The organism is Microcoleus sp. D2_18a_B4, from assembly GCF_036702475.1.
Taxonomy (GTDB): Bacteria; Cyanobacteriota; Cyanobacteriia; order Cyanobacteriales; family Microcoleaceae; genus Microcoleus.
In genome coordinates this window covers 116250-139806 of sequence record NZ_JAUBTL010000005.1, presented here as the reverse complement: position 1 = coordinate 139806, position 23557 = coordinate 116250, and the positions used below count along the sequence as shown (strand labels likewise).

General features: G+C 47.8%; 15 protein-coding genes and 3 pseudogenes. 15 read left to right on the top strand and 3 right to left on the bottom strand.

The window, feature by feature from the left end; translation table 11 throughout:
- The first annotated feature begins 336 nt into the window (after window positions 1–336).
- The 13 genes and pseudogenes from QUB04_RS04735 (at window position 337) to QUB04_RS04675 (ending at window position 10140) form a co-directional block, all read left to right on the top strand.
- Entirely contained in the window at window positions 337–1473 is a 1137-nt protein-coding gene (locus tag QUB04_RS04735) for a sodium-dependent bicarbonate transport family permease (RefSeq protein ID WP_333281670.1), read from the top strand.
- A gap of 98 nt (window positions 1474–1571) precedes the next feature.
- Window positions 1572–1904, top strand: a complete 333-nt coding sequence (locus QUB04_RS04730; RefSeq protein WP_333206844.1) for a P-II family nitrogen regulator — start codon at window positions 1572–1574, stop codon at window positions 1902–1904.
- Window positions 1905–2081: 177 nt separating this feature from the next.
- Window positions 2082–2627, top strand: coding sequence for a transposase family protein (locus QUB04_RS04725; protein ID WP_333281667.1), 546 nt, complete (start codon window positions 2082–2084; stop codon window positions 2625–2627).
- A gap of 118 nt (window positions 2628–2745) precedes the next feature.
- Window positions 2746–3016 (top strand): annotated as a pseudogene (locus QUB04_RS04720) (transposase family protein); the annotation flags it as partial.
- 34 nt (window positions 3017–3050) lie between these two features.
- Complete coding sequence (locus QUB04_RS04715) at window positions 3051–4316, top strand: ABC transporter permease (RefSeq protein WP_333281664.1); 1266 nt, start codon at window positions 3051–3053, stop codon at window positions 4314–4316.
- 494 nt (window positions 4317–4810) lie between these two features.
- Window positions 4811–5149 (top strand): NADH-quinone oxidoreductase subunit K, encoded by a 339-nt coding sequence (locus tag QUB04_RS04710; protein ID WP_333052085.1) that lies wholly within the window; start codon window positions 4811–4813, stop codon window positions 5147–5149.
- Complete coding sequence (locus QUB04_RS04705; protein ID WP_333281660.1) at window positions 5146–6576, top strand: cation:proton antiporter; 1431 nt, start codon at window positions 5146–5148, stop codon at window positions 6574–6576. The genes QUB04_RS04710 and QUB04_RS04705 overlap by 4 nt, the downstream gene beginning before the upstream one ends.
- Window positions 6573–6956 (top strand): Na+/H+ antiporter subunit E, encoded by a 384-nt coding sequence (locus tag QUB04_RS04700; protein ID WP_333281657.1) that lies wholly within the window; start codon window positions 6573–6575, stop codon window positions 6954–6956. The genes QUB04_RS04705 and QUB04_RS04700 overlap by 4 nt, the downstream gene beginning before the upstream one ends.
- 459 nt (window positions 6957–7415) lie before the next feature.
- Window positions 7416–7646: a hypothetical protein gene (locus QUB04_RS04695; RefSeq protein WP_333052300.1), complete on the top strand. Its 231-nt coding sequence runs from the start codon at window positions 7416–7418 to the stop codon at window positions 7644–7646.
- Window positions 7643–7930 carry a monovalent cation/H(+) antiporter subunit G gene (locus QUB04_RS04690; protein ID WP_333281654.1) on the top strand — a complete coding sequence of 96 codons (288 nt, stop codon included), beginning with the start codon at window positions 7643–7645 and terminating at the stop codon, window positions 7928–7930. The genes QUB04_RS04695 and QUB04_RS04690 overlap by 4 nt, the downstream gene beginning before the upstream one ends.
- On the top strand, window positions 7920–8507 hold the full coding sequence (locus QUB04_RS04685) for a DUF4040 domain-containing protein (protein WP_333281651.1): 588 nt from the start codon (window positions 7920–7922) through the stop codon (window positions 8505–8507). The genes QUB04_RS04690 and QUB04_RS04685 overlap by 11 nt, the downstream gene beginning before the upstream one ends.
- Window positions 8507–9172 (top strand): Na(+)/H(+) antiporter subunit B, encoded by a 666-nt coding sequence (locus QUB04_RS04680; protein WP_333281649.1) that lies wholly within the window; start codon window positions 8507–8509, stop codon window positions 9170–9172. The genes QUB04_RS04685 and QUB04_RS04680 overlap by 1 nt, the downstream gene beginning before the upstream one ends.
- Window positions 9173–9969: 797 nt before the next feature.
- The gene (locus QUB04_RS04675; protein ID WP_333281646.1) at window positions 9970–10140 is read left to right on the top strand and encodes a hypothetical protein; all 171 of its coding nucleotides are present in this window, start codon (window positions 9970–9972) and stop codon (window positions 10138–10140) included.
- A gap of 35 nt (window positions 10141–10175) precedes the next feature.
- On the opposite strand, the pseudogene QUB04_RS04670 reads toward QUB04_RS04675, so the two are convergent.
- The 3 genes and pseudogenes from QUB04_RS04670 to QUB04_RS04660 form a co-directional block, all read right to left on the bottom strand.
- Window positions 10176–11634 (bottom strand): annotated as a pseudogene (locus tag QUB04_RS04670) (IS5 family transposase).
- Window positions 11635–11772: 138 nt separating this feature from the next.
- On the bottom strand, window positions 11773–14097 hold the full coding sequence (locus QUB04_RS04665; protein ID WP_333281643.1) for a DUF4231 domain-containing protein: 2325 nt from the start codon (window positions 14095–14097) through the stop codon (window positions 11773–11775).
- 247 nt (window positions 14098–14344) lie between these two features.
- The gene (locus tag QUB04_RS04660) at window positions 14345–15835 is read right to left on the bottom strand and encodes a DUF4231 domain-containing protein (protein WP_333281640.1); all 1491 of its coding nucleotides are present in this window, start codon (window positions 15833–15835) and stop codon (window positions 14345–14347) included.
- A gap of 1264 nt (window positions 15836–17099) precedes the next feature.
- Between QUB04_RS04660 and QUB04_RS04655 the strand changes: the two are divergent.
- Together QUB04_RS04655 and QUB04_RS04650 are read left to right on the top strand one after the other, a co-directional pair.
- A pseudogene (locus tag QUB04_RS04655) lies at window positions 17100–17716 on the top strand (transposase); the annotation flags it as partial.
- Window positions 17717–18745: 1029 nt separating this feature from the next.
- Entirely contained in the window at window positions 18746–23419 is a 4674-nt protein-coding gene (locus tag QUB04_RS04650; protein WP_333281637.1) for a TIR domain-containing protein, read from the top strand.
- Window positions 23420–23557 lie beyond the last annotated feature (138 nt).

The following is a 23557-nucleotide window of genomic DNA, read 5'->3' as shown; positions in this document are numbered from 1 at the left end:
TTTGGGGTCTTAAGTAAGTAGGCGGGATTAAACTGAACAATGTAACTGTATGTAAACATTGCTCAGTCAGCCACGCTTAGGGCTAAGGATACTTTACCATCGTTGACATAGTTGGGCTTTACACCGCCTACCTACTTAATAGATATTTATCTATAGAAGTTACTGCAGGACAGCGACACCTTCTAGCCGCATTCGGAGAGCCGCCATCTCTGAACCCCCTGCCGACAGGTGTTACGGTAACACCTGTCGGCAGGGTTGAAGCGCTGCACCCTTACTTCTTAAAGCTCACCGATCACAATAATCGCTCTTCGTTAGAGGAGGCGGAAGGAGGTATTCGTGGATTTTTTGTCCTTGTTTTTAATGGACTTCGTTAAGCAGTTGCAGTCCCCAACACTCGGGTTTTTGATTGGTGGTATGGTCATTGCCGCCCTTGGTAGCGAATTGGTAATTCCAGAGGCGATTAATCAGATCATCGTCTTCATGCTGCTCATGAAAATCGGTCTGACCGGTGGTCAGGCGATCCGCAATTCCAACCTGACGGAGATGGTGATACCCGCAGCGTCTGCTGTAGCGGTAGGGGTTCTTGTTGTATTCATCGCGCGCTATACGTTGGCCAAGCTGCCGAAGGTCAACACCATAGATGCGATTGCGACCGGGGGATTGTTTGGTGCTGTGAGTGGCTCTACCATGGCTGCAGCCCTGACACTACTGGAAGAACAAAAGATGCCATACGAGGCATGGGCTGCCGCACTCTATCCCTTCATGGATATCCCAGCGCTCGTAACGGCGATTGTGGTGGCCAACATTTATCTCAACCAGAAGAAGGGTAAGGGTAGTGCAGCAGCCCACTCTACCGTGCAGGAGTCTTTCAGCAAGCAGCCCGTTGCAGCAGGCGATTATCCCGATCAGCAAGATTATCCCCGCGGCCGGCAAGAGTATCTCAGCAAGCAGCAGAAGCCGGCGGATAATCGGGTCAAGATATGGCCGATCGTGCAGGAAAGCCTCCAGGGTCCTGCCCTATCGGCAATGTTGCTCGGCATTGCTCTTGGCCTGTTCACCCAGCCGGAAAGTGTCTATAAAAGCTTCTACGACCCCCTCTTCCGCGGCTTGCTTTCGATCTTGATGCTGGTCATGGGTATGGAGGCTTGGTCAAGACTTGGCGAACTACGTAAGGTTGCCCAGTGGTACGTCGTGTATAGCGTCGTGGCACCGGTGGTGCATGGGTTCATCGCCTTCGGTCTCGGCATGATTGCCCACTACACCACAGGATTCAGCCTGGGCGGTGTTGTGATCCTGGCTGTTATTGCCGCCTCCAGTTCAGACATCTCAGGTCCGCCCACGTTGCGAGCCGGGATTCCGTCGGCCAATCCCTCCGCCTACATCGGCGCATCCACAGCAATCGGTACACCCATTGCGATCGGCTTGTGTATACCGCTCTTCCTCGGGCTGGCCCAGGCGATAGGCGGCCGCTAATCCCAGAGGGGTCGCTGTCTGTCGGCGCTCCCTTGACCCGGCAGACCAAGCAACTCAATATATTAAGATCAACATACGTAGGTAAGAAGGTAACCAATATGCCCAAGCCAGCCAAAAAGCTTGTCATCGTCACGGAAAAGATTCTGCTGAAAAAGATCGTCAATATCATCGAAGAATCCGGGGCAACGGGTTATACGGTTCTGGAAACCGGCGGTAAAGGCAGTCGCAACGTGCGCTCGTCGGGACAACCTAGCGTTTCTGACATCACGGCGAATATAAAATTCGAGGTGCTCACCCCGGATCGGGATATGGCCGAGAATATTGCGGATCAGGTCGCAGTCAAGTTTTTCCTCGATTTTGCGGGCATGATCTATATCTGTGACGCCGAGGTACTGTACGGACACAGTTTCTGTGGACCAGACGGCTGTTGAATCGAGACGACACAGACCTCAAAAGCCGGGGCATGACCCCGGTTTTTAGTAGCCGTATTTCTTGCCTGCGGGACTTGGGTCTCAGTTGCAGTCCCCAACGCTCGGCTTTCTGATTGGTGGTATGGTCATTGCCGCTTTATCAAAATTTGAAACCGGAGCAATTTAAACGGAGATTTGGTGTCCAGATTCAAACGTTTAAAGAAATGGTTAACACTTCAGAACAATTCCGGGAATGAAAATCCTCAATATAAACGAGGACGCCGAAGCGCCTTAACTCTTGAAGAACAAGTTTTAGTGACCTTGGAATATTGGCGAGAATATCGAATCTATTTTCATAGGAAGACAAATTGGGGAGTATCCGGATCAACGATTTGCCGAATTGTAACTAACATTGAATCAACTTTAATAAAAACGGGAAAGTTTGGTATTCCTGGGGAAAAAGCATTGTTCATAGGTTTTGGGCGTCAGCAAAGTTGTGGTAATGGATGTCACAGAAACAGCTATCGAGCGCCCAAAAACAAACAGAAAAAATACTATTCACTAAATAAAAAAAAACACAACCTAAAAATGCAAGTGGTCATTAATCAAGAAAGTAAACAGATTATTTGCCTAAATTTTGGACCGGGGCCTTGCCACGATTTCAGCTTGTTTAAAAAAAGCAATGTTCATTTCCATCCCTCAACCGATAGTTTACAAGATAGTGGCTATAGCAATCCTAAATGATTCAGATAAATTTGTAGGGGTAGTGCTAAGAGTGCCTACCCCCTATCTATCGGGCAACCACGGGGAGTAGGGGTCGGATTGCCCCTACAATAATTATGCAAATGATTTAGGATTGCTATATCAAGGGATAAAAGATGATAACTTTAATAGCTCGACTCCTAAAAAGAAACCTAAAAATGCGAATCTTTCTCTTTTAGAAAAAGACTACAATCGAGCTTTAGCCCAGGAGCGAATAGTGATTGAACAAGTTAATAGGAGTCTAAAAGTTTTCTTGCATTTTGTCAAGTCGTTATCGAAATCGTCGCCGCCGTTATGGTTTCCCTTGTAATTTGTTGTCAGCACTTTACAATTATGAGTTAGCTCTCAGGTCTAAAATTCAAAAGCTTTAATTATAACATAGATTTTTTTTGCAATAGGTCTAATATGAAATTACAGACTCGCCCCGGTACCAACAAAATCTCTAATGTTCAAATCGCGTTGATGGCGACAGAGGCGCTGTGGAATAATAAGTTGCGTACCAGTTTAACTATGCTGGGCGTAATTATTGGGATATCTTCGGTAATTGCTATTACTTCGGTGGGACAGGGAGTACAAAAATCAACTGAAGAACAGTTAAAGGCTTTGGGTACAAATGTGCTGTTGGTTTTATCCGGCGCTTCGCGATCGGGTGGTGTCAGTCAGGGAAGCGGTTCTGCTACTACTCTTACTTGGGATGACGCTAGGGCGATCGGCAAACAAGCTCCCGCAGTTAAGGCGATTTCGGCTTATTTGCAGCGCCAAGTGCAAGTGGTTTACGGCGGACAAAATTCATTTACTTCGATTTTGGGAACGGATTTAAATTATCCCGATGTGAAGAACATTCAACCCCAAGAAGGACGGTTTTTTAACGAGGATGAATTGAATGCTGCTGAGCCTGTAGTTGTCCTCGGTTCTAAGGTGCGGGACGAACTTTTTGGAGCCGGAGTTAATGCGCTATCCTCTGATATTCGCATTCAGGGAAACCGCTACAAGGTCATTGGGGTGATGGAAAGCAAGGGGTCTGTAGGGGGAACCGATCAGGACGATCGAGTGTATATTCCTCTCAAAAATATGTCTTCGCGAATTGTGGGGAGAAATTCTTTAGCGGGGATTGCAATATCGGGTTTTTGGTTGGAAACTGCCGACGAATCGGATTTGGCGGATGCTCAATTTCAAGTTGAAAATATCATGCGCTTGCGCCACAATATTTATCCGCCACAACCGGATGATTTTCGAGTTGTAAATCAAGCTGAGATAGTTAATACTTTCAGCAATGTGATAGGTTTATTTACGGTTATGGTGGGTGCGATCGCCGGAATTTCTTTGGTGGTTGGCGGCATCGGTATTGCTAATATTATGTTGGTGTCTGTGGTGGAACGCACTAAGGAAATTGGGATTCGCAAAGCGGTAGGCGCTACTAATGCAGCAATTCTCATTCAATTTATGGCGGAATCTATTTTAGTTTCCACGGTGGGGGGAACGGCGGGTATTGGGTTGGGAGTTGCGATCGCCTTTGGGGCCTCGACAGCGTTCAAATTTCCGTTTGTGGTTTCTGTATGGTCGATCGCAGCGGGTTTTGGGCTGTCTTTTACTGTAGGCTTATTGGCGGGAGTATTGCCGGCTCGGAATGCCGCTCGCTTAGATCCGATCGCAGCTTTGCGGAATGATTGAACTTAATGACGTTCGCCCCCGTTAAATTGAACAGTCGTGAACCCACGAGTAGTCAGAAACCGGGTTTGATGGACGATCGGACTTCGTTGTCGGCCACAGATTCGCTAACGGGATTTCGACAAAAATCAGGTCAAAAATGGCTGCAAACGGGGACAGGTAAACGGTTTGATCTTGAATTGAGCCCAGTAGATAATTGACAAGGGCTTCAGCTCTGATATCAAATCCGCGCTTGATCGTCGGGCGTAAAATCGAGTCAACAGTCAACACTCAACCATCATTCAGTTTTTCGACTGACAGTTAACAGCCAACAGTCAACAGCCAACAGCCAACAGTCAACAGTCAACAGCCAACAGTCAACAGTCAACAAACTCTTTCCCTTACCTAGACTGCGTTTCAGGTAGTTTACGGGCTAGAAAATTTCTAAGTCCAATTAGAAATAATATACGCTAATTCAAATATAATAACAAAAACCCCTTATCCAACAAGCAATTTCCATGTTAGAAGCATTGGTATTGGCAACAGTATTTTGCGGATTTTTTGGTATCATCTTTAAAAAGAACCTGCTCATGAAAATCGTCTGTATGGATGTCATGAGTACAGGGGTTATCGCCTATTACGTGGTGGTGGCATCGCGAGAAGGCTTGCTGACACCAATTATTTCAAAGGGGAAAAATGTTGTCGCTTACGCCGATCCGGTTCCCCAGGCGGTGATCTTAACGGCGATCGTGATCGGCTTTTCGATTCAGGCTTTAATGCTGGTCAGTGTGATGAAGCTGGCACGAGATAATCCGACATTAGAAAGTAACGAAATCGAGATGAATAATACCCCATGAATACCCTGACGCTAGCCTGGATTGGACTCCCGTTTTTTGTCGGGTTTACTATTTATTTGATTCCGAAGTTTGACAAGTATCTCGCAATATTCGGAGCGATCGCGTCCGCTGCCTATGCGTTCCAGCTTTTTGTTATGCCGTCAGCGGTGACGCTGGAGTTACTGGATAATTTCAGTGTCACGTTGTTAGTCGATCGCTTGAGCGGGTATTTCATCTTAACCAATGCCTTAGTCACGGCAGCGGTGATTATCTACTGTTGGCCCACAGAGAAGACGGCATTTTTTTATGCACAGATTCTGATGGTACACGGCAGCCTGAATGCGGCCTTTGCCTCTAGTGACTTTATCAGTTTATATGTGGGGTTAGAAGTCAGCGGGATTGCGGCGTTTCTGTTGATTGCCTATCCTCGCACCGATCGATCGATTTGGGTGGCTTTGCGCTATCTATTTATTAGCAACACGGCCATGCTGTTTTATCTAGTCGGTGCCGTGCTGGTTTATAAGGCAAGTAATTCGTTTAGTTTTGCCGGCTTGGGTGCAGCACCCCCAGAGGCGACAGCTCTGATCTTTATGGGACTCTTGGTTAAGGGAGGTGTGTTTGTATCGGGGTTATGGCTACCGTTAACTCACTCGGAAGCCGAAACGCCTGTGTCGGCTTTGCTGTCAGGGATTGTGGTCAAAGCGGGGGTATATCCCCTCGTGCGCTGTGCGCTGATGGTGGAGGAGGTGGCACCCATCGTCCAGATTTTCGGAGTCGGGGCGGCGTTGATGGGCGTGTTCTATGGCATCTTTGAAAAGGATACCAAGCGGATGCTGGCGTTCAGCACGGTTTCGCAGTTAGGTTGGATTCTCGTAGCCCCGGAAGTGGCAGGCTTTTATGCCCTCGCCCACGGCTTGGTCAAATCGGCGCTATTCCTGATTGCGGGTTCTTTACCCAGCCGCGACTTTAAGGAATTGCGACAAAAGCAGATTAATACTACGCTCTGGATTGCGTTAGTGGTGGCTAGCCTTTCGATCTCAGGCTTTCCCTTTTTGGTTGGCTTTGGGGCAAAGATGTTGACTTTGAAGAATTTGACACCCGCTTATGCGATCGCCATGAATGTGGCAGCAGTAGGAACGGCTATCCTATTTGCTAAATTCATCTTTCTGCCCCGTGGTGGAGAAGCAAAATCAAAACCCGGTTTTTGGCCTGCGGTGTTGCTGTTGCTAGGTGGGCTGATTGCAGCCAATGCTTTTGATGTTCAGGCTTATACGCTGGAAAATATGCTTAAGGCGATCGCCGTCATCGGTGTTGGTTGGTTAGCCTATTTTCTAATTTTTCAACGCACGGCAATCAAACTGCCACGTATGCTTGAACAATTCGATCATTTGGTCGGTTTTATGAGCTTGATTTCGCTCCTACTATTCTGGATGGCATTCTCAACATGATTGGACAGCTAATATTAAGACTGACGATCTGGTTTCTACTCACTGCCGATTTTAGTTTGGCAAATATTGCGATCGGCTTCATCATTGCTTTCCTGTTGCCGCGCAGCTACTCACCCCCGGAACCTTTGAGAGAATGGTTGGGGGTGTTCGGTAAAATCTTGATGGCGATTCCGATAGCTTATATAGAAGCTTTTGAACTCATCCTCCGTCCCCACAGACACGAAGATGTGATCATGGAAAAAGTGCCAAACCATCGATCGCCCTTGCTGATATTCTTAGATGTCTTCCTGATCACTTTTACTCCTAAGACGATTGTCGTGAAATATCACGAAGAGGGTTTTTACGAAGTACACAGGGTGCGGCGGACTTCGAGTAATTAGCTGAAGTTTTTTCGGAATTATTTAACCGCAGAGAACGCAGAGAACGCAGAGAAGGGAGAAATAAATAAGTAGATAGGCGATAAAATACGTAAGTATGTCCGCAGTTAGTAAAAGTGCTCTATCGCAGGGGTTACGATACTTTACATTTTGTGACATACCCGAGTTTATTTACACGCTCGATATTGGATCATTCTCAAGAATCTTTAGGGGCGGGTTCACCAATAGCTTTAAAGATTGCAGACAGGTTAAATAAACCCGCCCCCACCCGCGAAACAGCCCGTCAAGAACAGGCAGGATGCCTGTTCCACAATGATGGCAGAGGTCTATTAAGTTGCACTATTCTCAAGAGTTTCTTGTGGGGTGTAGGGGGTTGGGCACGCGAGCCCGCCCCGATATTAAGTAAGAAAAAAGCAGGAGTGCACACAATTGAACAACTTGAACAACTTGATTCTAATTGCCATGATTTTGGCTCTGCTCATACCCATGTACGAGGTATGGAAAGATCATGATATCTGGCAGACAATGTTGGCTTTTGCCAGTATTTCGACCAAGGCGGCAATCATCGCTCTCGTCATATCCGTCTGGCGCGATGATTGGATGATCGGTGTGGTGGCGGCGATTATCCTCAGTGTGGGTAATGCTGGATTGATGTTGTTGGCACAAATAATCAAACGTATCAGTGAAGCATGATCGTAATAGATGTATTGAGCTATACCTGCATCGGTATAGGGATTTTTTTCTGGTTTTGGGGTACTTCTTACCTACTTGGGAAGCGATCGGTTTTATATAAACTGCACAGTCTTTCGGTAGCAGATACGCTGGGTTCGATCGCGATCGTCGTCGGATTGCTGCTGAAAATACCCAGTAAATGGCCCCTGCTGATTCTGGCGATCATTTGCTTAGCAACCTGGAACACAATGCTGGGATATGTGTTGGCCTATTGTTCCAAAACAGGGACTAACTATGAACGATAATAGCTACATTTATGTCCTCGTCGCTCTGCTGCCCTTAGCTGCTGGTATGGTGGTATTTCAGGTCAATCCATACCACGCATTGCTGCTGCGGGGGGTATTGGGAGCGATCGCCGCCTTGGTGTATACAATTTTAGGCGCGGGGGATGTGGGCTTGACCGAAGCCTTGATGGGTACTCTACTCGCGATTACACTTTATGCAGTGACGGTGCGTTCCTCCTTCGTGCTGCGTCTGGGTGTAATTGAAGATGGGACAGAGGGCGATGCTATACCAAACGACAAAACCGCAGGTCATTTTAAGCAACTGATAGATGACATCCGCACAGTTTTTGAGAAACGCCATATGCGCCTGGAACTCGTTCCCTATGCGAGTGCACAGGCATTGCAGCGGGCGCTGATGGAAAAAGAAGTTCATGCAGCTTGTTCCCCAGAAAACCAACTAGAACACAGGGGCGAAGCGCAACTTTATAACACCGCAATCAGAGTTCGGCGTGTCTACGACATCATGCAAACCGAACTTTCATCACCGGGGACAACCCTAACCTATGTAAATACACCAGACGCAGAGGACAAACATTGATGAAGTGGGTTTACTTTTTATCAGGGATAGCGCTGTTTATCAAAATGCTGCTAATCGCCAATCCAACAATGGAGTTATCGCAGCAAAGTTCGATCGTCGAATTGGTTGTTCAAGATAGTGGAGTATCCAATGCGGTTTCCGGTATCATTTTGCGAAATCGGCTGTACGACACGATCTTTGAAGTTGTGGTATTTACGATCGCCATCTTGGGTGCAAGTTTTATGCTAGCAAATGAACAGCCGTCCTGCGCCATATATCAGTTTACCGATCAACCATCGATTATTTTGGCGCGATTGGGAGCGACGATTGCCGCCTTGGTGGGTGTCGAACTAGCAATTCGCGGGCATTTAAGTCCAGGCGGTGGTTTTGCGGCGGGTGTAGCGGGGGGAACTGCGATCGGCTTGGTGGCGATTACCTCATCACCGCAGTGGATGCAAGAAATCTACCAGCGCTGGCACGCCGCGACTTTGGAGAAAGTTTCGGTACTTGTTTTCATTGTATTGTCCGTTATCACTCTGTCAGGATATGAGTTACCGCACGGAGAGTTAGGCACACTTTTGAGCGGTGGCATTCTCCCCTTGCTCAATATCCTGGTTGCAGTCAAAGTCGCATTAGGATCGTGGGCGGTGCTGTTGGTGTTTATTCGCTATCGCGGATTGCTATGACAAATGTTCCGATCTCAAATCCATTGACATCGAAATCATTCATCACTCTCCTTCTCTGACTCTGTGTCCTCTGTGTTCTCTGCGGTTTAATCATTCCGCAACAACCGTAAACGATATTTTACGTTTATAAGGCTGACCCACGAGTAGTCAGAAACCGGGTTTTTTTGCGAGGTCAAAAACCCGGTTTCTTTGCTTTTGATAAGTAATTCCTGTGTACTCATCTGCGTTTATCTGCGTGCATCAGCGGTTAAAAAATCCAAATCTGCCAGCAATGCCAGATTCAGACAATTTAAAATGCTGGATTTGATCGGACGCTTTTCATCCCCAAATACCATCGATGAATAAAAGTTAATTGCTGGCGATGAATTCAAAAGCTCAAAAGTTTGACGTGCAACTCTCTCGCTGTCAAAGCTGAGAAAGTAAACAGTATCATCGAAAATCCTGACGGGGTGACAGGTTGCCTGAAAAACAGACTCTGAGGCAATCCTAGACAAATCGCCTCAAAAAAGATAGGGTAAGAAAGCTTCTTATACCAATTCACTATGAAGCTGCATTTAATATAACGCTAAGGATATAGTTCCAACCAGAAAGACATCAGCCTCATTTAGTGTATCTTCATAGTGAATTGGTATTACCCAAAAACAATTAAATGATACCAGAATTATATCATGCCCATTTGTCAGAAAAGCTGACACGTTCTAATTACTTATTGACAATTTTATTGATTCAAGTAGTGCAATCGATTAAAGAAGTCACATTGGAAAGCATAGCGACAAAACTAGCGATACCCATTAAATTTGAAAGTAGAAGAAAAAAAGAGAGCGAGATTTTTATCAGAGGATAAATGGGTTATAGATGATATTTGGCTGTCACTGGTAATTGGTTGGATTAAAGGTACTGTCAAACAGAATAAGGTTGTATATTTAGGGCTTGCTGAAAAAGTGAGAAAACAGCATTTAGAAAGATGAGTGAATTCGAGTTCTCCTCGGCAATATAAGTTTTGTCAATTGTGTTCGGGCGAAACATAGCTTTTACCAATGATTGAAGCTAAAAAACCTGAAAAAAGGTTTTTGTTATGAAATAGACCGAAAAAAAGCCAAAAAGCCTGCCGTAGCAGGGCAGAAAGATTCATCACCAGAAAAGTTATTGCGATGCTTGTTTCAGAAGTATTATCAAGTTTAGCCATCACTCTACCGAGGCTAAATCTTCTTTTAGCTTCTCCAAATTTCCCTTCAATTAAGTTACGAATTCTCTCGTCTGATTGAGCTTGTTTTTTCAGTGATTTGCTCAGATTTTTGGGAGGTCTTCCTAGACGGACACCGCTCATTCTTATGCCGAGTTCTTTGCACCAAGCTCTATTTTCTTGTGTTCGATATATCCGATCTACATGAATTGATTCAGGGTAAAATCCGGTGAATTGTTTAAATGCTTCTACTTGTCTTTTAAGGTCTCCTGATTCGTTGAAGTTATCCCAACTAATTCGGTCTAAAAATACGTACCCATTTCGACAACTGGCTGACAGTTTTGCCCCAATTTCAACGGATTTCCCGGCTTTCCCTCTGACGATGGGGCGGATATGTGGTTGCTTTAAACTTACCCCAACTGTCGGGAATACTATGTTCTTTCTTTTCATACATTGACAACTGTTGACGGTAGACTTCTGCCACTACTAACAGCATTTTATAATGAGATTTAGTCAGTAACTGTAGCTCACCCATTCCCTCTATATTCGCCAAATTTATTGGGATGTATTGCAGTTGTTTTTTAATTGCTTTTCTTCTTTCTTTTTGTCGTGGTTTTCGCTGTGCCGGCTATGGTTAGGTATTCTTTTCTGGCTCGGTTTCGATAAGTTCTCGGTTTTTTTTACGGGTGACTTAATTTGATTGTGTAGAGCATCTATGATTTTTTCAGTATGTTCTCTTGCTTGATTTAATAGTCCTAAGTCGGTCGGATATTTAAGGTCGGCTGGCGTACAGGTTGCATCTAATATTAATTTTCCTTGATTTTTGGGTTCACTTATTTCTGATGACTCTTTTTCGACGATAACTCCTGGCACTTCGGTCTGCTCTTTGACCATTTTTTCGTTAATTTTATTGACTAGGTTGACTCCTATTCTCTCCCTAAAATGAACAAACATGGATGAATCAAATGGTGCAGCATCACTATAGGTTGTCATCCCTATAAAGTATTGTAGGTATGGGTTTTCTCTTATTTGTTCTAGCGTTTCTTTGTCGCTGGATCAAGGCCTTTCTTTAATTATTAATGCCCCCAATGCCATCCTAAATGATTTGGCAGGCGCTCCTGTAGATACTGTAAAATTTTCGGCATATTCATCTTCAAATTCTGACCACGGAATTATTTTTGCCATGATTACCCAACGATTATTCTCTGATAATTGCCCCTGTCCGTGAAGGTCAAAGTTGGAAGGTGGGGTTGGGGCCCTAGTCAACTTTTCGGTACATGAACGAAAGTGCTGCTGTGCATGGCTTTTGACTAATTTTAGCTCATAGTCTTACACGTTGTCAACGCCGAACGCGAGTCAAAGTCTTTTGAGGTAAGGGTTTTAGGCTTATTCAGCAAGCCCTACTTACTGATGCCAGTTAGGCACGCAGCACCGACTTCGCTTTTTGCAAATAGTCCCGGCGATCTTCGAGGCCGTTGTAACCCCCATTCACGCGGAGGGTGACTCCTTCGAGGTCGTCTCGATCGGCATACTCGTTGAGGTGTCGGGTATCCCAGTACCAGCCTGCGACCCAAATGGCAAACGGAATCTGTCCGACGAGTTGGGGTTGAGCGATAAAATCCTGATTCATTGCCTTAGAAAAATCCGCATAGTTCGCTCTTCCGGTCAGTTGCATTAACCCCCGTCCCTTAAAGCGTACGCCGTCGCCCGGTTGGGTGTTGCCCAAATCGTCCCGTCCCTCGTAGTCTTCACCAGAAGCATATTCTTCCATCGCATTGAAACAGTCCGACTCGTGAGCCACCTGAGCGATGAAATGGCAGATCCGCAGGGGCGTATTAATCTGATAGTGATTGAGAACGTCGTTGACGCTGGAAGCCAGTTGGCGCAGGCGATCGCTCGGTGCATTCGATCCGGCAATCTGAATCAGTTGCTCGCCCGTCATATATTGGGCGCTTGCCGTCGGACTCGCCGCCGTAGCCGTACCAGAGGCGAAGAGAGTTTGAGCCGTTTGGGCAGGTGCAGTTTGAGCATTTGCAGTTTGAGCGGGCGCGTTTTGGGCGGATGTACCCGGTGGGTTATTGCCGTAAAACAGCCGTCCCCAGCCGGTTTTCGGACCCTCTACTGTCCAGCGACGGCTCAATTCCTGGCGAGAATAGATCAATCCGCCGCCCTCTTTAGTTGTGTATTGGTCCAACAAGTTGCCGTACGGATCGTTGATAATGTAATCGCCGTCTGCGTTGCGACCGATCGCCACAATCATATGCCCGCCACCTGTAGGCCCGGACTGCGGCCCGCGATGCAGAATACCAATGACAGCAGGCAGTCCACTGGCTAGCGATTTATCCAGATCGTCAAAATCGAGAGCGGTATTCCAGGTCGATTGAATTTTCAGTTCTGCCAGGGCCTGAGTTTGGGCGGTATGGTCGGTGGTATCGCCATACTTAATCACGTACTGGAAGTAGTCGTCATCCCCGGAAATGTTTGCACCCAGGAACTTAGCCACCATCGCACAACTGGAGGTATTGCAAGTTCGGTCGGCTTCCTGCAGATTGTCTCGTTGGGAGAAAAAGGGAACGGGCAGTTGAATTGCCCCGTTGCTTGCCCCGTTGCTTGCCGCTGGGGCGGGGGGAGCCAGGGGAGCAGTGGGCGCGGGGGGAGGAGCGCTCATCATCGGACTTGGGGCGGGGGCCGTTGCACCCATCATCGGTGCTGGAGCAGCAGAGGTCGCCATCATCTGGCTTGGAGCGGCGGCCGTTGCTGCCATCATCGGTGCTGGCGCAGCAGGGGTCCCCATGAGATTGGCGGCACTAGACCCGGTATTGCCGACGATCGCGACATCCGGTGCGCTGACAAACCAGACGTTGCGGTTTTCAGGGCCGAGTCCGCGATCGATCGCCACTTGCAGGTGATTGTTCTCAGCTTGAGCATACGACATCAAGCCAAAGCTGTTGCCGCCACCGACAAAAATCTTATAGTTATCGGGCAACAATGATGAATGTTGGGGACTGAGCTTGAATTCGGTATTCTGGCGAACTTGGAGAATGCCCGCAGCCCCAGGGGCAGGAAAGGCGGGAGCCGGATTCCCCCAAAGCTGTTGCTGTTGCTGTTGCTGTTGGGGGGGCCGGACGGGTTCGGGTCGATCGAACAGGGTTTTATCGGTGGCGACAGTGTTGGCTGTCTTAAGAATTTGCTTGATTTGCTCGTTTTCTTTGGCTTGCTGCTGCTGCAACGTCGCGATGTAGTTTTGTACGTCGTTCTTGATGATACTTTCGACCCGGCTGGCAAAGGTCGCATAGCCGTCGATATGGTCGACCAGGTTGTCGTAGGAACCACTCAATTGCACGTACTGCCAGCCTTCAGCCTTGAGGTCTTCTGCCATTTTGCGATAATCTCGCCAGCGATCGCCATAGCGATGAAACTCATCTAGCGCCGCACTGACGGCAATCACCTGACTTACGAAAAAGGGGACGTAAGGAAACCAATCGCGAAAGTATTCATTATCTTTAGACAGTTGCATATTAATCCCCACCAGAGCAGGCAGCACCACCCCGCTAATAATCGTCGTCAGACGCAATCGGTAGTGCATCCGGCGACACTGATCCGCTTTTTTGTCCGCCCACACTACCTGATCGATCCAGCGCTGTTTGAGCGACTGTTTGTAGAGGTTGGGGAGGTTCAACTGTTCGACTAAGCTTGCCAACTCTTCGCGCAGGTATTGTTCGTAGGTCTTTTTCTTAGCCATCGGGATGTCCTGTTAGAGGGTAGAGGGCTGGGGTACATCTGAGGTTAGGTCAAATCCCCATATGCGACCCATCTTTTAGGTTGATCGACAGGCTCCTCAGAAAATAATAGCTAGAGACCGACTGGCAAGAGCTTAATTCTTGGAGGAGGCATTCGGTCCCGGATTTGGGATACTCAATCCAGTCAGCATGATTAACTCTCAACGTAGGGGCGCACGGCCGTGCGCCCCAACTTTCAACTTTCAACTTTTAACTTTTCAGGCGGTAAATGGTACTCTTTCCACCGTAGGAGCCGTCAAAATCCGTATCGCTTTCCCACACAAAGCAAGCTCTAGAGGATGAGTTGGAGAGGACTCGACTGCAACCATCGGTCAGTCCAATCCCAATGTGTGCTTCTCCATCCGCAACCACCAAATCGCCCGCTTTCGCCGATTCTCTCGGCACCAGTTCTCCTCGCCCTTGTTTGAGCGCATCCAGGACTGCGGGAACGTAATTGGGATTGGCGCCAAGTGGGGTGAGGCTTGCATCCTGAATGACTTTGTTGACCGTCCAGGCGCAGGCGTTGTTGCCACCATCAGGGCCGTCGGCCGTAGAGATTCCCCGCAGTTTGAGGGTGGAGGCGAGGATGCGAGCATTCAGGTCGGCGAGCGCGGTTTGCTGCACTGGAGCGCTAGCAGAGGGGGCTGCTGCAAAGGCGGCAGGAGGCTGGGCAAAAGCCATTTGCATAGGTGCCGATGGAGGCGCAAACGCGGCAGGAGGCTGGGCCACAGTCGGCTGAGGCATTGGGGCACTCGGTGCGGGTGGGGGTGCAAAGGCGGCGGGTGGTTGGGCGAACGCGGTTTGCGCCATCGGGGTATTCTGAGGGGGGACTGGTGGGATCGAGGGTTGCCCTGGAGCATTGAACGCCGGATGTTGCGCTGGCATTCCCATTGCTCCAAAGCCATTGTGAGGCGGGTTGGCAGCCCCGTAAGGCGGCTGTTGAGGGGGAGGAGTGGGCTTTGCAAACAAGGTTTTATCGGTGGAAACCTTCTCGACGGTTTTCAGGATGTGCTTGATTTGCTCTTGCTCCTTAGCCTGTTTTTGCTGCAACGCCGTGATATAGTTTTGTACGTCATTCTTAATCAAGCTTTCGACCCGACCTGCAAACAGGGTATAGACATCTTGGTGGGTTGTAGATTCCTTGTTCTCAGTCTGGGGTTTGAGGGCTTTCCAGTCTTCGACGCTGACTTCGGACATCCGACTGCGCGACAGGGGAGGCGGACTATCGTCTTCTTGGTGGGTTTTGTAGCGATAGGGGCCGGTCAATTGCAGGTATTCCCAGCCTTCTGCTTTGAGCTCTTCGGCTAGTTGTCGGTACTCGCGCCAGCGATCGCCAAAGCGCATAAATTCTTCCGCTGCCGCACTGACTGCGATAATTTGGCTCAAGACAAACGGGACGTAAGGAAACCAAAAGCGAAAGTATTCATTATCTTTGCCCAGTTGATTGCCCAGTTGAAAGTTAATTCCAACTACCGCAGGCAACAGTACACCACCGACGATCGCCGTCAGGCGCAAGCGATAGTGCCAGCGACGGCATTCTTCGGCTTTCTTATCCGCCCAAACCACTTGATCGAGCCAGCGACTTTTGAGCGACTGTTTGCAAAGATCGGGTAGCTCCAGTTGCTCGACCATATCGGTCATTTCTTGGCGCAGGTAGTCGTAATACGAGGTCTTTTTCGCCATGTGGACTTCTGTTTGCATGCACTATATTGTTTAGATCCGCATCGTGGCTGCGAAATCCTAGTTGTTCACCCCCTTTATTTCACGAGGCAGAAGTTCGATAGCGCAAGCGCTTGGTTAGTTCGACTGATGACCAACGACTGGAATCCTATGAACTATCCTTCTTCTGTCACTCTCGGAAAACTGGCGTTGCTGAATACAGGCATGAATTCAAGATTTTGGCATTGCTATAAGCCCGCTTGAGGGTGAGTGTTGTAAGGCTCTGGTGAGTTTTAGGTGATAGTAAAAATAAAACTTCCCGTGGGAAAGGCCTGAAAGGCTGTGTGAGCCAGAGGCTCCCACTACCGTTTCCACCACCAATTGAGAACAGCCAATTTATTCGTCTACTATAGAGTTGTATAGAGTTGCTGACGACAATATTGATGCCCTATAGCTTCTTGAGTAAGTTTTATGGGACAAACACATCCTACCATAGATAGATGACAAAGCAATCATTATTTATCATCAGGGCAAGCGTGAATCAGTGGGAAAAGTAAACACTGTATGGGTTCACGGGGTGACAACCCCGTCAGATTCCGGATCTTCCCAAAAATCAGTGTAGCACATGGCACACGGGCGGTAAACTGCCAGTAAGGATTGCTAAAGCCCCGGCTCTGGTGAGTTTTAGCGGGTAATAAAAATAAAACTTCCCGTGGGAAATGCCCGAAAGCCGGAGTGAGGCAGAGGCTCCCACTACCGTTTTCACCAGAAATCCTGAAAAGCCTTTTGTAACATCAAGCGGAAAGTTGATTCATACCGTGAATCCGCAACGCCGGGAAACTTTTGTCATTTCTCAATTCTAGAGCTTTTGTATAGGAAGCGAGCGCAATATTTTTTGAGAATAACAAATACAACAACCAAGTTTTTGTAATAGGATAGCTGGTATTGATTGACTGATAAAGCTTCTAGAGATTGCTCTGCAAGAGAGTGACAGAAGAGCGTTCTGAAGTTTTGCTGGTTAAAGGCAGCCCAACTCTAGAGGGGAACACTGTCGCATGGTGCATCACTCAATTCTAATTTCGACCCACAAATTTGTTGAATCTAGGACTTACGCATTGATAATATAACCAAGTAGTGCATTGATCAAAGAGGGAACGAGGGAACGAGGGAACAGGGAACGAGGGAACAGGGAACGAGGGAACAGGGAACGAGGGAACGAGGGAACATCTACTAATGGGTATCGGACAGTCAGAAAAATAACTAAAACCTCGACACCGCCAGAAAAAAAATATTTTAGATAGTGAGTAAAATTAGAGAAGGGGGAGTGAAACCAACAATAGTAACGGGAGATAGTTGGTATTCAGGAGGAGAAAATTTAAAGTTTATAATCAACCAGAAACTGGGTTTTATATTCGGTCTGGGTTTTATATTCGGCATTGAAAAAAACAGAATTGTCATTGTCTCAAATGAGCAGCCCAAGTATTTCCAAGTAAGCATTTTTTTTAGAGATGACCGAGGAAGGATTAGTCTCATCTAAAAGAATTTGGATTTATAAAGCTGTTGAGGAAAGACTTTAAAAAAGCAGACTCTAGACATTATATTTTATATCTGCTAGATCGGGAAAAGCTCAAAGAGACAACCCGAAGTGAATTTATGACAATTCACGAGGTTCATTGTGGCTTGGAAACCTTTCATAGAGCGCTCAAACAAGTATGTGGAATTTGTCGTTTCATGGTGAGAGACACCCACGCGATCGAGACTCACATATTTTGGTCACTTCCCCCCTTTATTAAATGAGAGTTAATGGGCTATAAAAAGATAATTAGCAATTGGTATGAAGCCGAAAGGAATCTATTCACTTTAGTTGTCCGTGAGCAGATTTGGGCGAGCCTTAGCCGTGATTTTATAGTCGAGAATACATAGAAAATGTGGCGTTGTGGATTCAGGGTATGAATCAAATTTTCGCTTGATGTTACAAAAGGCTTTTCAGGATTTCTGGTGAAAACGGTAGTGTCACCCTCTGCCTCACTCCGGCTTTCGGGCCTTTCCCACGGGAAGTTTTATTTTTATTATCCGCTAAAACTCACCAGAGCCGGGGCTTTAGCAATTTTTACTGGCAGTTTACCGCCAGTGTGCCATCTGCTACACCGATTTTTGGGAAGATCCGGAATTTGACGGGGTTGTCGCCCCGTGAAGCCATACAGTGTTTACTTTTCCCACTGATTGACGCTTGCCCGGGTTCTAAATAATGATTGCTTTGTCATCTATCTATGGTATGGTGTGTTTGTGGATCGCACTTAATCAAAAAGCCATAGGGCATCAATATTGTCGTCAGCAACTCTCTAGTAGACGAATAAATTGGCTGTTCTCAATTGCTGGTGGAAACGGTAGTGCGAGCCTCTGGCTCACACAGGCTTTCGGCCCTTTCCCACGGGAAGTTTTATTTTTACTATCAACTAAAACTCACCAGATCCTTACAAAACTCACCCTCAAGCGGGCTGATAGCAATGCCGAAATCTTGAATTCATACCTTTATTCAGCAGCGCCATAAATTATGTACTTATGGGAAAGATCCGACTTTTCCGACTTTAAGATCCGACTTTTCCGACTGACAGAGACAGTGGCCCCAAGCCATGATAGAGATAGGGAAAGTCAACCCACGATATCTAGATTGTCAAGATATCGTAAACAGGCCTTGCTGAATAGGGTATGAAATTTGTAGGCTCAATCCCCCCTGGTTGCCTCACCGCTGACGGGGTAAGCACTTAGAATTACCCTTACAGGAAAAATCATACTTTGATTCAGCAGTGCCTGATTTTGTTCTAGTCCCCTCCAATCCGATCGCGTGAGGTTGTGCGGTGTGGCTGTCTACCATTCGCGCTCTCTAAAATGTTTTAATTCCATGATGGAAATTTCCCGATTTCCTATTCCGCATTTACCTATCCCTTCCTCATGAAAACAATTTTTGACGCTTTTATCTCTTACGGACGAGCAGATAGTCTAGCTTTCGGTAGAAAATTATACGAGAGCCTGCGAGAACAAGGATTGAATATTTGGTTCGACCAAAACGATATTCCCCTGGGAGTCGATTTCCAAAATCAAATAGACGACGGCATCGAGAAAGCGAACAACTTCTTATTTATCATCGCACCGCATTCGATCAACTCGCCTTATTGCGGCAAAGAAATCGAACTGGCGATTCGGCGCAACAAACGGATAATTCCCTTACTGCACGTCGAACAGATCGATCGAGAGATTTGGCAGCAGCGAAAACCCCTGGGAACCGACGAGGAGTGGGAAGCCTACAAAGCCAAAGGATTGCATTCGAGTTTTAACAATATGCACCAGGCTATAGGCAAAATCAACTGGGTGTATTTTCGCGAGGGAATTGATGACTTCGATAAATCTTTCACCGGCTTACTTGAATTACTAAACCGCCACGCCGAGTATGTAGAAAAACATACGCAATTTTTAACCAAAGCCTTAGAGTGGGAACGGCAGCAAAAACAAAATAGATGGCTGTTAGTGGGCGACGAGAAAAAGCAAGCAGAAGCTTGGTTAAAAATTCATTTTAACTCGGAACAGCCGCCTTGCCTTCCGACGGACTTGCATTGCGAATACATTACTGAAAGCATCAAGAATGGCAATAACTTGATGACTCAGGTGTTTATCTCTTATTCCGAGCGCGATCGGGAAACAATGGAGAAAATTCGCAACAGTCTGAGGCGAGAAAGCTTGACCGTTTGGACGAATACAACCGATATTCAAACCGGAGAAGATTTTCAGAGTGCGATCGATCGCGGCATCGAACAAACCGATAATTTGGTCTATCTGCTCTCGCCCGACTCTGTAGAATCCGAGTACGTGCGGAAAGAAATAGACTATGCCGTATCGCTGCACAAGCGAATTATCCCCGTTTTAGTTCGAGAAACGGCAGCCGAGTCGATACCCAAGGCATTGCAGGGCGTGCAGTATATCGACCTCACCGACAACGTAAAAGAAGACGATTACGTACTCGATGAAAGTCAATTGCTGAAGATTATACATCAGGATGAAGTTTATTATAACGAGCATAAAGTGTTCCTAACTCAAGCCTTGAAGTGGGAGCGACAACATAAGAATCCGAGTATTCTGCTGCGAGGTTATAACTTGCGAAGTGCAGAGGCGTGGTTGAAGGTAGGGCAGAAACGGACGCAGCATCGCCCGACACCATTAATTGAAGAATTCATTGCGGAAAGTTTGCGGCAACCGCCCTTGGAGTCCCTCGATGTTTTTATTTCTTATTCTCGCGCCGATTCGGATTTAGCCAGAAAGCTCAATAACGAACTGCAACTACAGGGAAAAACGACCTGGTTCGACCAAGAAAGTATTGCCTCGGGCTCGGATTTTGCGCGAGAAATAGAGCAGGGCATCCAATCGTCAGATAATTTCTTATTTATTCTTTCCCCGCAAGCGATAAATTCACCCTATTGCGCGATGGAAGTGGAGTATGCAGCGAAGTTGAACAAGCGGTTTGTGACGCTGCTGCATCGCTCGGTCAATTCAGCAGAATTGCATCCGGAGTTAGCCAAAGTCCAGTGGATAGATTTCAATCAAAACGAGGGGGATTTCAATGCCAATTTTAATCAATTGGTCAGAACCCTGGATACAGACAGAGAACACTTACAGAATCATACGAAATGGTCTCAGCGGGCTTTGGAGTGGCAGCAAAAAAATCAGACGAAAGATCTACTATTGCGCGGGAGTGAATTGGCGATCGCCGAAGTTTGGTTGAAAGACATTCAAGCACAAAAGAAACAGCCGGTCGCGACCGAGTTACAAAAGGCATATATAGCCGAAAGTAGCAAGTACAAGCGCCAAAATAAGATGCTATTAAGGGGAGCCGTCGTGGGTGCGCTCTCGATCATGACACTTGCCACTATTGCCGCAATAGGTGGGACAATAGAGGCGAAAAAGCAAACTGCAATTGCCAAGTTAGAGGAAAATGCTGGCCGCGTGCAGACTTTGCTTCATGCCGATCCCCTAGAGGCACTCATTCTGGCGATTAAAGCCACAGGTGAAAGCGAATCTGCATCGTCAGAGGTTGGCCCGGAGACGTTTGCCCTGGTGCAGTCTAGCTTGCGCGATGCCGCCGGAGATGCCAGAGAGCGCAATCTCCTGACAGCAAGCACACAGGCAGTCAACTCATTAGCGTTGAGTCCAGACGGCAAAACCCTCGCGAGTGCGGGTAAAGACGGGAGGATTCGCCTGTGGAATACCTCTTCTGGCTATCCCACCCATCAACAGCTCGACCCGTTGCCCAATGGGCTTATAGCCCCCCTCAATTCCGTGGCCTGGAGCCGAGACGGCAAAACGATCGTCAGTGGCGATGTAGACGGGACGATTCGCTTATGGGACATCTCTGGTAAGCTCATGGGCCAACGCTTAAAAGGGCATCAAGGCGATGTCTGGTCAATCCGATTTAGCCCCGATGGTAAAACGATCGTCAGTAGCGGCGAGGACGGGACGATTCGTCTGTGGGACACGAATGTCAAGCCCGTCGGTAAACCCTTCAAAGGGCATAAGGGTGGGATTCGATCGATCGCATTAAGTCCCGATGGAAAAACCATCGTCAGTGGCGGCAAGGACAAAACGGTTCGTTTGTGGACTCGTCAGGGTCAACTCATTGGTCAACCTTGGACGGGGCATGAGGATGAGGTCGCGTCAGTGGCCTGGAGCCCCGATGGTAAAACCATTGGCAGTGGCAGCAATGACGGGCGGATTCGTTTGTGGGACACATCGGGGAAACTCATCACTCAACCCTTCAAAGGGCAGGAGGGTGCGCCGATTGGGTCAGTCGTATTTAGTCCCACGGGTAGAAGCATCGTCAGTGGGGGCTCGGATGGAACCATTTCTGTTTGGGATCTCCGGGGGAATCCTCTCCTGGGTCATCCCCTCATCGGGCACGTGGGTGCAGTCTCGTCCGTGGCATTGAGCCCTGATGGCAAAACCATTTTCAGTAGCGACGATAAGGGGATGATTCGTCTGTGGGATAGATACGGCTACCTCATCGGTCAACCCTTCACCGGGCACGAATATGGAGTCTACTCAGCCGCATTTAGCCCCGATGGCAAAACCATTGTCAGTGGTAGCTATGACAAGACAATTCGCCTGTGGGATACGGATGGCAATCCCATCGGTCAGCCCTTTAAAGGACATCAAGGTACGGTCTATTCAGTGGCATGGAGTCCAGACGGCAAAACCATTGTCAGTGGTAGCGCGGACAAGACGCTCCGCCTATGGGATACTTCAGGCAATCCTATCGGTCAACCCTTTAAAGGACATCAAGGCCCGGTCGGGGCAGTGGCCTGGAGCCCCGATGGTAAAACCATTGTCAGTGGTAGCAATGACAAGACAATTCGCCTGTGGGATCGCTTGGGCAATCCCATCGGTCAACCCTTTGAGGGACATACAAATTGGGTCATGTCAGTGGCATTTAGCCCGGACGGCAAAACGATCGTCAGCGGTGGCTATAACGGGAAACTTCGCTTGTGGGATACTTCAGGCAATCCCATCGGTCAACCCTTCAAAGGGCATAAGGATGCGGTCTACTCGGCGGCCTGGAGCCCGGATGGCAAAACCATTGCCAGTGGTAGTCGCGACAATACAATTCGCCTGTGGGATACTTTAGGCAATCCCATCGGTCAACCCTTCAAAGGACACACCAATTCAATCTACTCGGTGAAATTTAGCCCGGATGGTAAAACCATTGCCAGTGGTAGTTACGATAAGACCATTCGCCTGTGGGACACGAACGGTCAACCCATCGGTCACTTTCTCAAGGGACATGCGGGTTCAGTCACTTCAGTTGCGTTTAGCCCGGACGGTAAAACCATTATCAGCGGCAGTACCGATCGCACGCTTCGTCTCTGGCGCGTTGGCACTTGGCAAGATTGGCTGAAGATGGCGTGCAACCGAGTAATTTTACATCCCGTTTTAGTCGCGCCGGAAACGCAGCTTGGTGGGGATGCGGAAATGATCTCCGTGGCGAAAGAGGCGGGGGAAACCTGTCAAAGGCTGGCCTGGAACGATGCGGAAAACGCCCAGTTTTTAGTCAATCGAGGTCGAGCGATGGCGTGGCAAGGCGATGTGGGCCTAGCCATCGCGACGTTCCAAGAGGCCCAGAAATTATCGCCCAGCATTGAGGTGCCACCAGAGGACAAGGTTAAACAGTTGGCTGCTGAAGGTTCGATCAAAAAAGGGGAAAACCTAGTCCAAGAGGGTGAAGTTCAGAAAGCAGTGGATGCCTTCTTGAAAGCAAAGCAGTTCGACGCAACCTGGAAGATATCTCAAGAGTCTTGGAATACGCTGTGTTGGTACGGTGCGCTGCACAAAGGGGCAAAGACCGTGATCTCGGCGTGCGATACGGCGGTGGCACTTGCACCGGGCAATGTCGAGGTTCGAGATAGTCGTGGGCTGGCCCGGGCGCTGACGGGGGATACGGCAGGGGCGATCGCAGATTTTCAAGCGTATATCAAGGTCACGGATTGGGCAGAGGGCAAAAAACAGCGGCAAGGCTGGATTGATAAGCTGAAAAAGGGTGAGAATCCGTTTACGGAGAAGGAGATCGCTAATTTGTTGGGATGAGGAGATGGGGAACAGTTATCAGTTATCAGTCAACAGTGAATTGAGTTGACTGATAACTGATAACTGTTGACTGTTGGATGAAGTCAAAAAAGTTCTCACCAACCAGGTCAAGAAGCAACCTGAATTTCCTTGGATGAA

Bases quoted from the DNA above. Each gene is read 5' to 3' on its own strand.
- QUB04_RS04650 (WP_333281637.1), top strand. From the start codon at position 18,746: ATGAAAACAATTTTTGACGCTTTTATCTCTTACGGACGAGCAGATAGT.
- QUB04_RS04695 (WP_333052300.1), top strand. From the start codon at position 7,416: ATGATTTTGGCTCTGCTCATACCCATGTACGAGGTATGGAAAGATCAT.
- QUB04_RS04660 (WP_333281640.1), bottom strand. From the start codon at position 15,835: ATGCAAACAGAAGTCCACATGGCGAAAAAGACCTCGTATTACGACTAC.
- QUB04_RS04710 (WP_333052085.1), top strand. From the start codon at position 4,811: ATGTTAGAAGCATTGGTATTGGCAACAGTATTTTGCGGATTTTTTGGT.
- QUB04_RS04665 (WP_333281643.1), bottom strand. From the start codon at position 14,097: ATGGCTAAGAAAAAGACCTACGAACAATACCTGCGCGAAGAGTTGGCA.
- QUB04_RS04680 (WP_333281649.1), top strand. From the start codon at position 8,507: ATGAAGTGGGTTTACTTTTTATCAGGGATAGCGCTGTTTATCAAAATG.
- QUB04_RS04690 (WP_333281654.1), top strand. From the start codon at position 7,643: ATGATCGTAATAGATGTATTGAGCTATACCTGCATCGGTATAGGGATT.
- QUB04_RS04715 (WP_333281664.1), top strand. From the start codon at position 3,051: ATGAAATTACAGACTCGCCCCGGTACCAACAAAATCTCTAATGTTCAA.
- QUB04_RS04705 (WP_333281660.1), top strand. From the start codon at position 5,146: ATGAATACCCTGACGCTAGCCTGGATTGGACTCCCGTTTTTTGTCGGG.
- QUB04_RS04700 (WP_333281657.1), top strand. From the start codon at position 6,573: ATGATTGGACAGCTAATATTAAGACTGACGATCTGGTTTCTACTCACT.
- QUB04_RS04730 (WP_333206844.1), top strand. From the start codon at position 1,572: ATGCCCAAGCCAGCCAAAAAGCTTGTCATCGTCACGGAAAAGATTCTG.
- QUB04_RS04685 (WP_333281651.1), top strand. From the start codon at position 7,920: ATGAACGATAATAGCTACATTTATGTCCTCGTCGCTCTGCTGCCCTTA.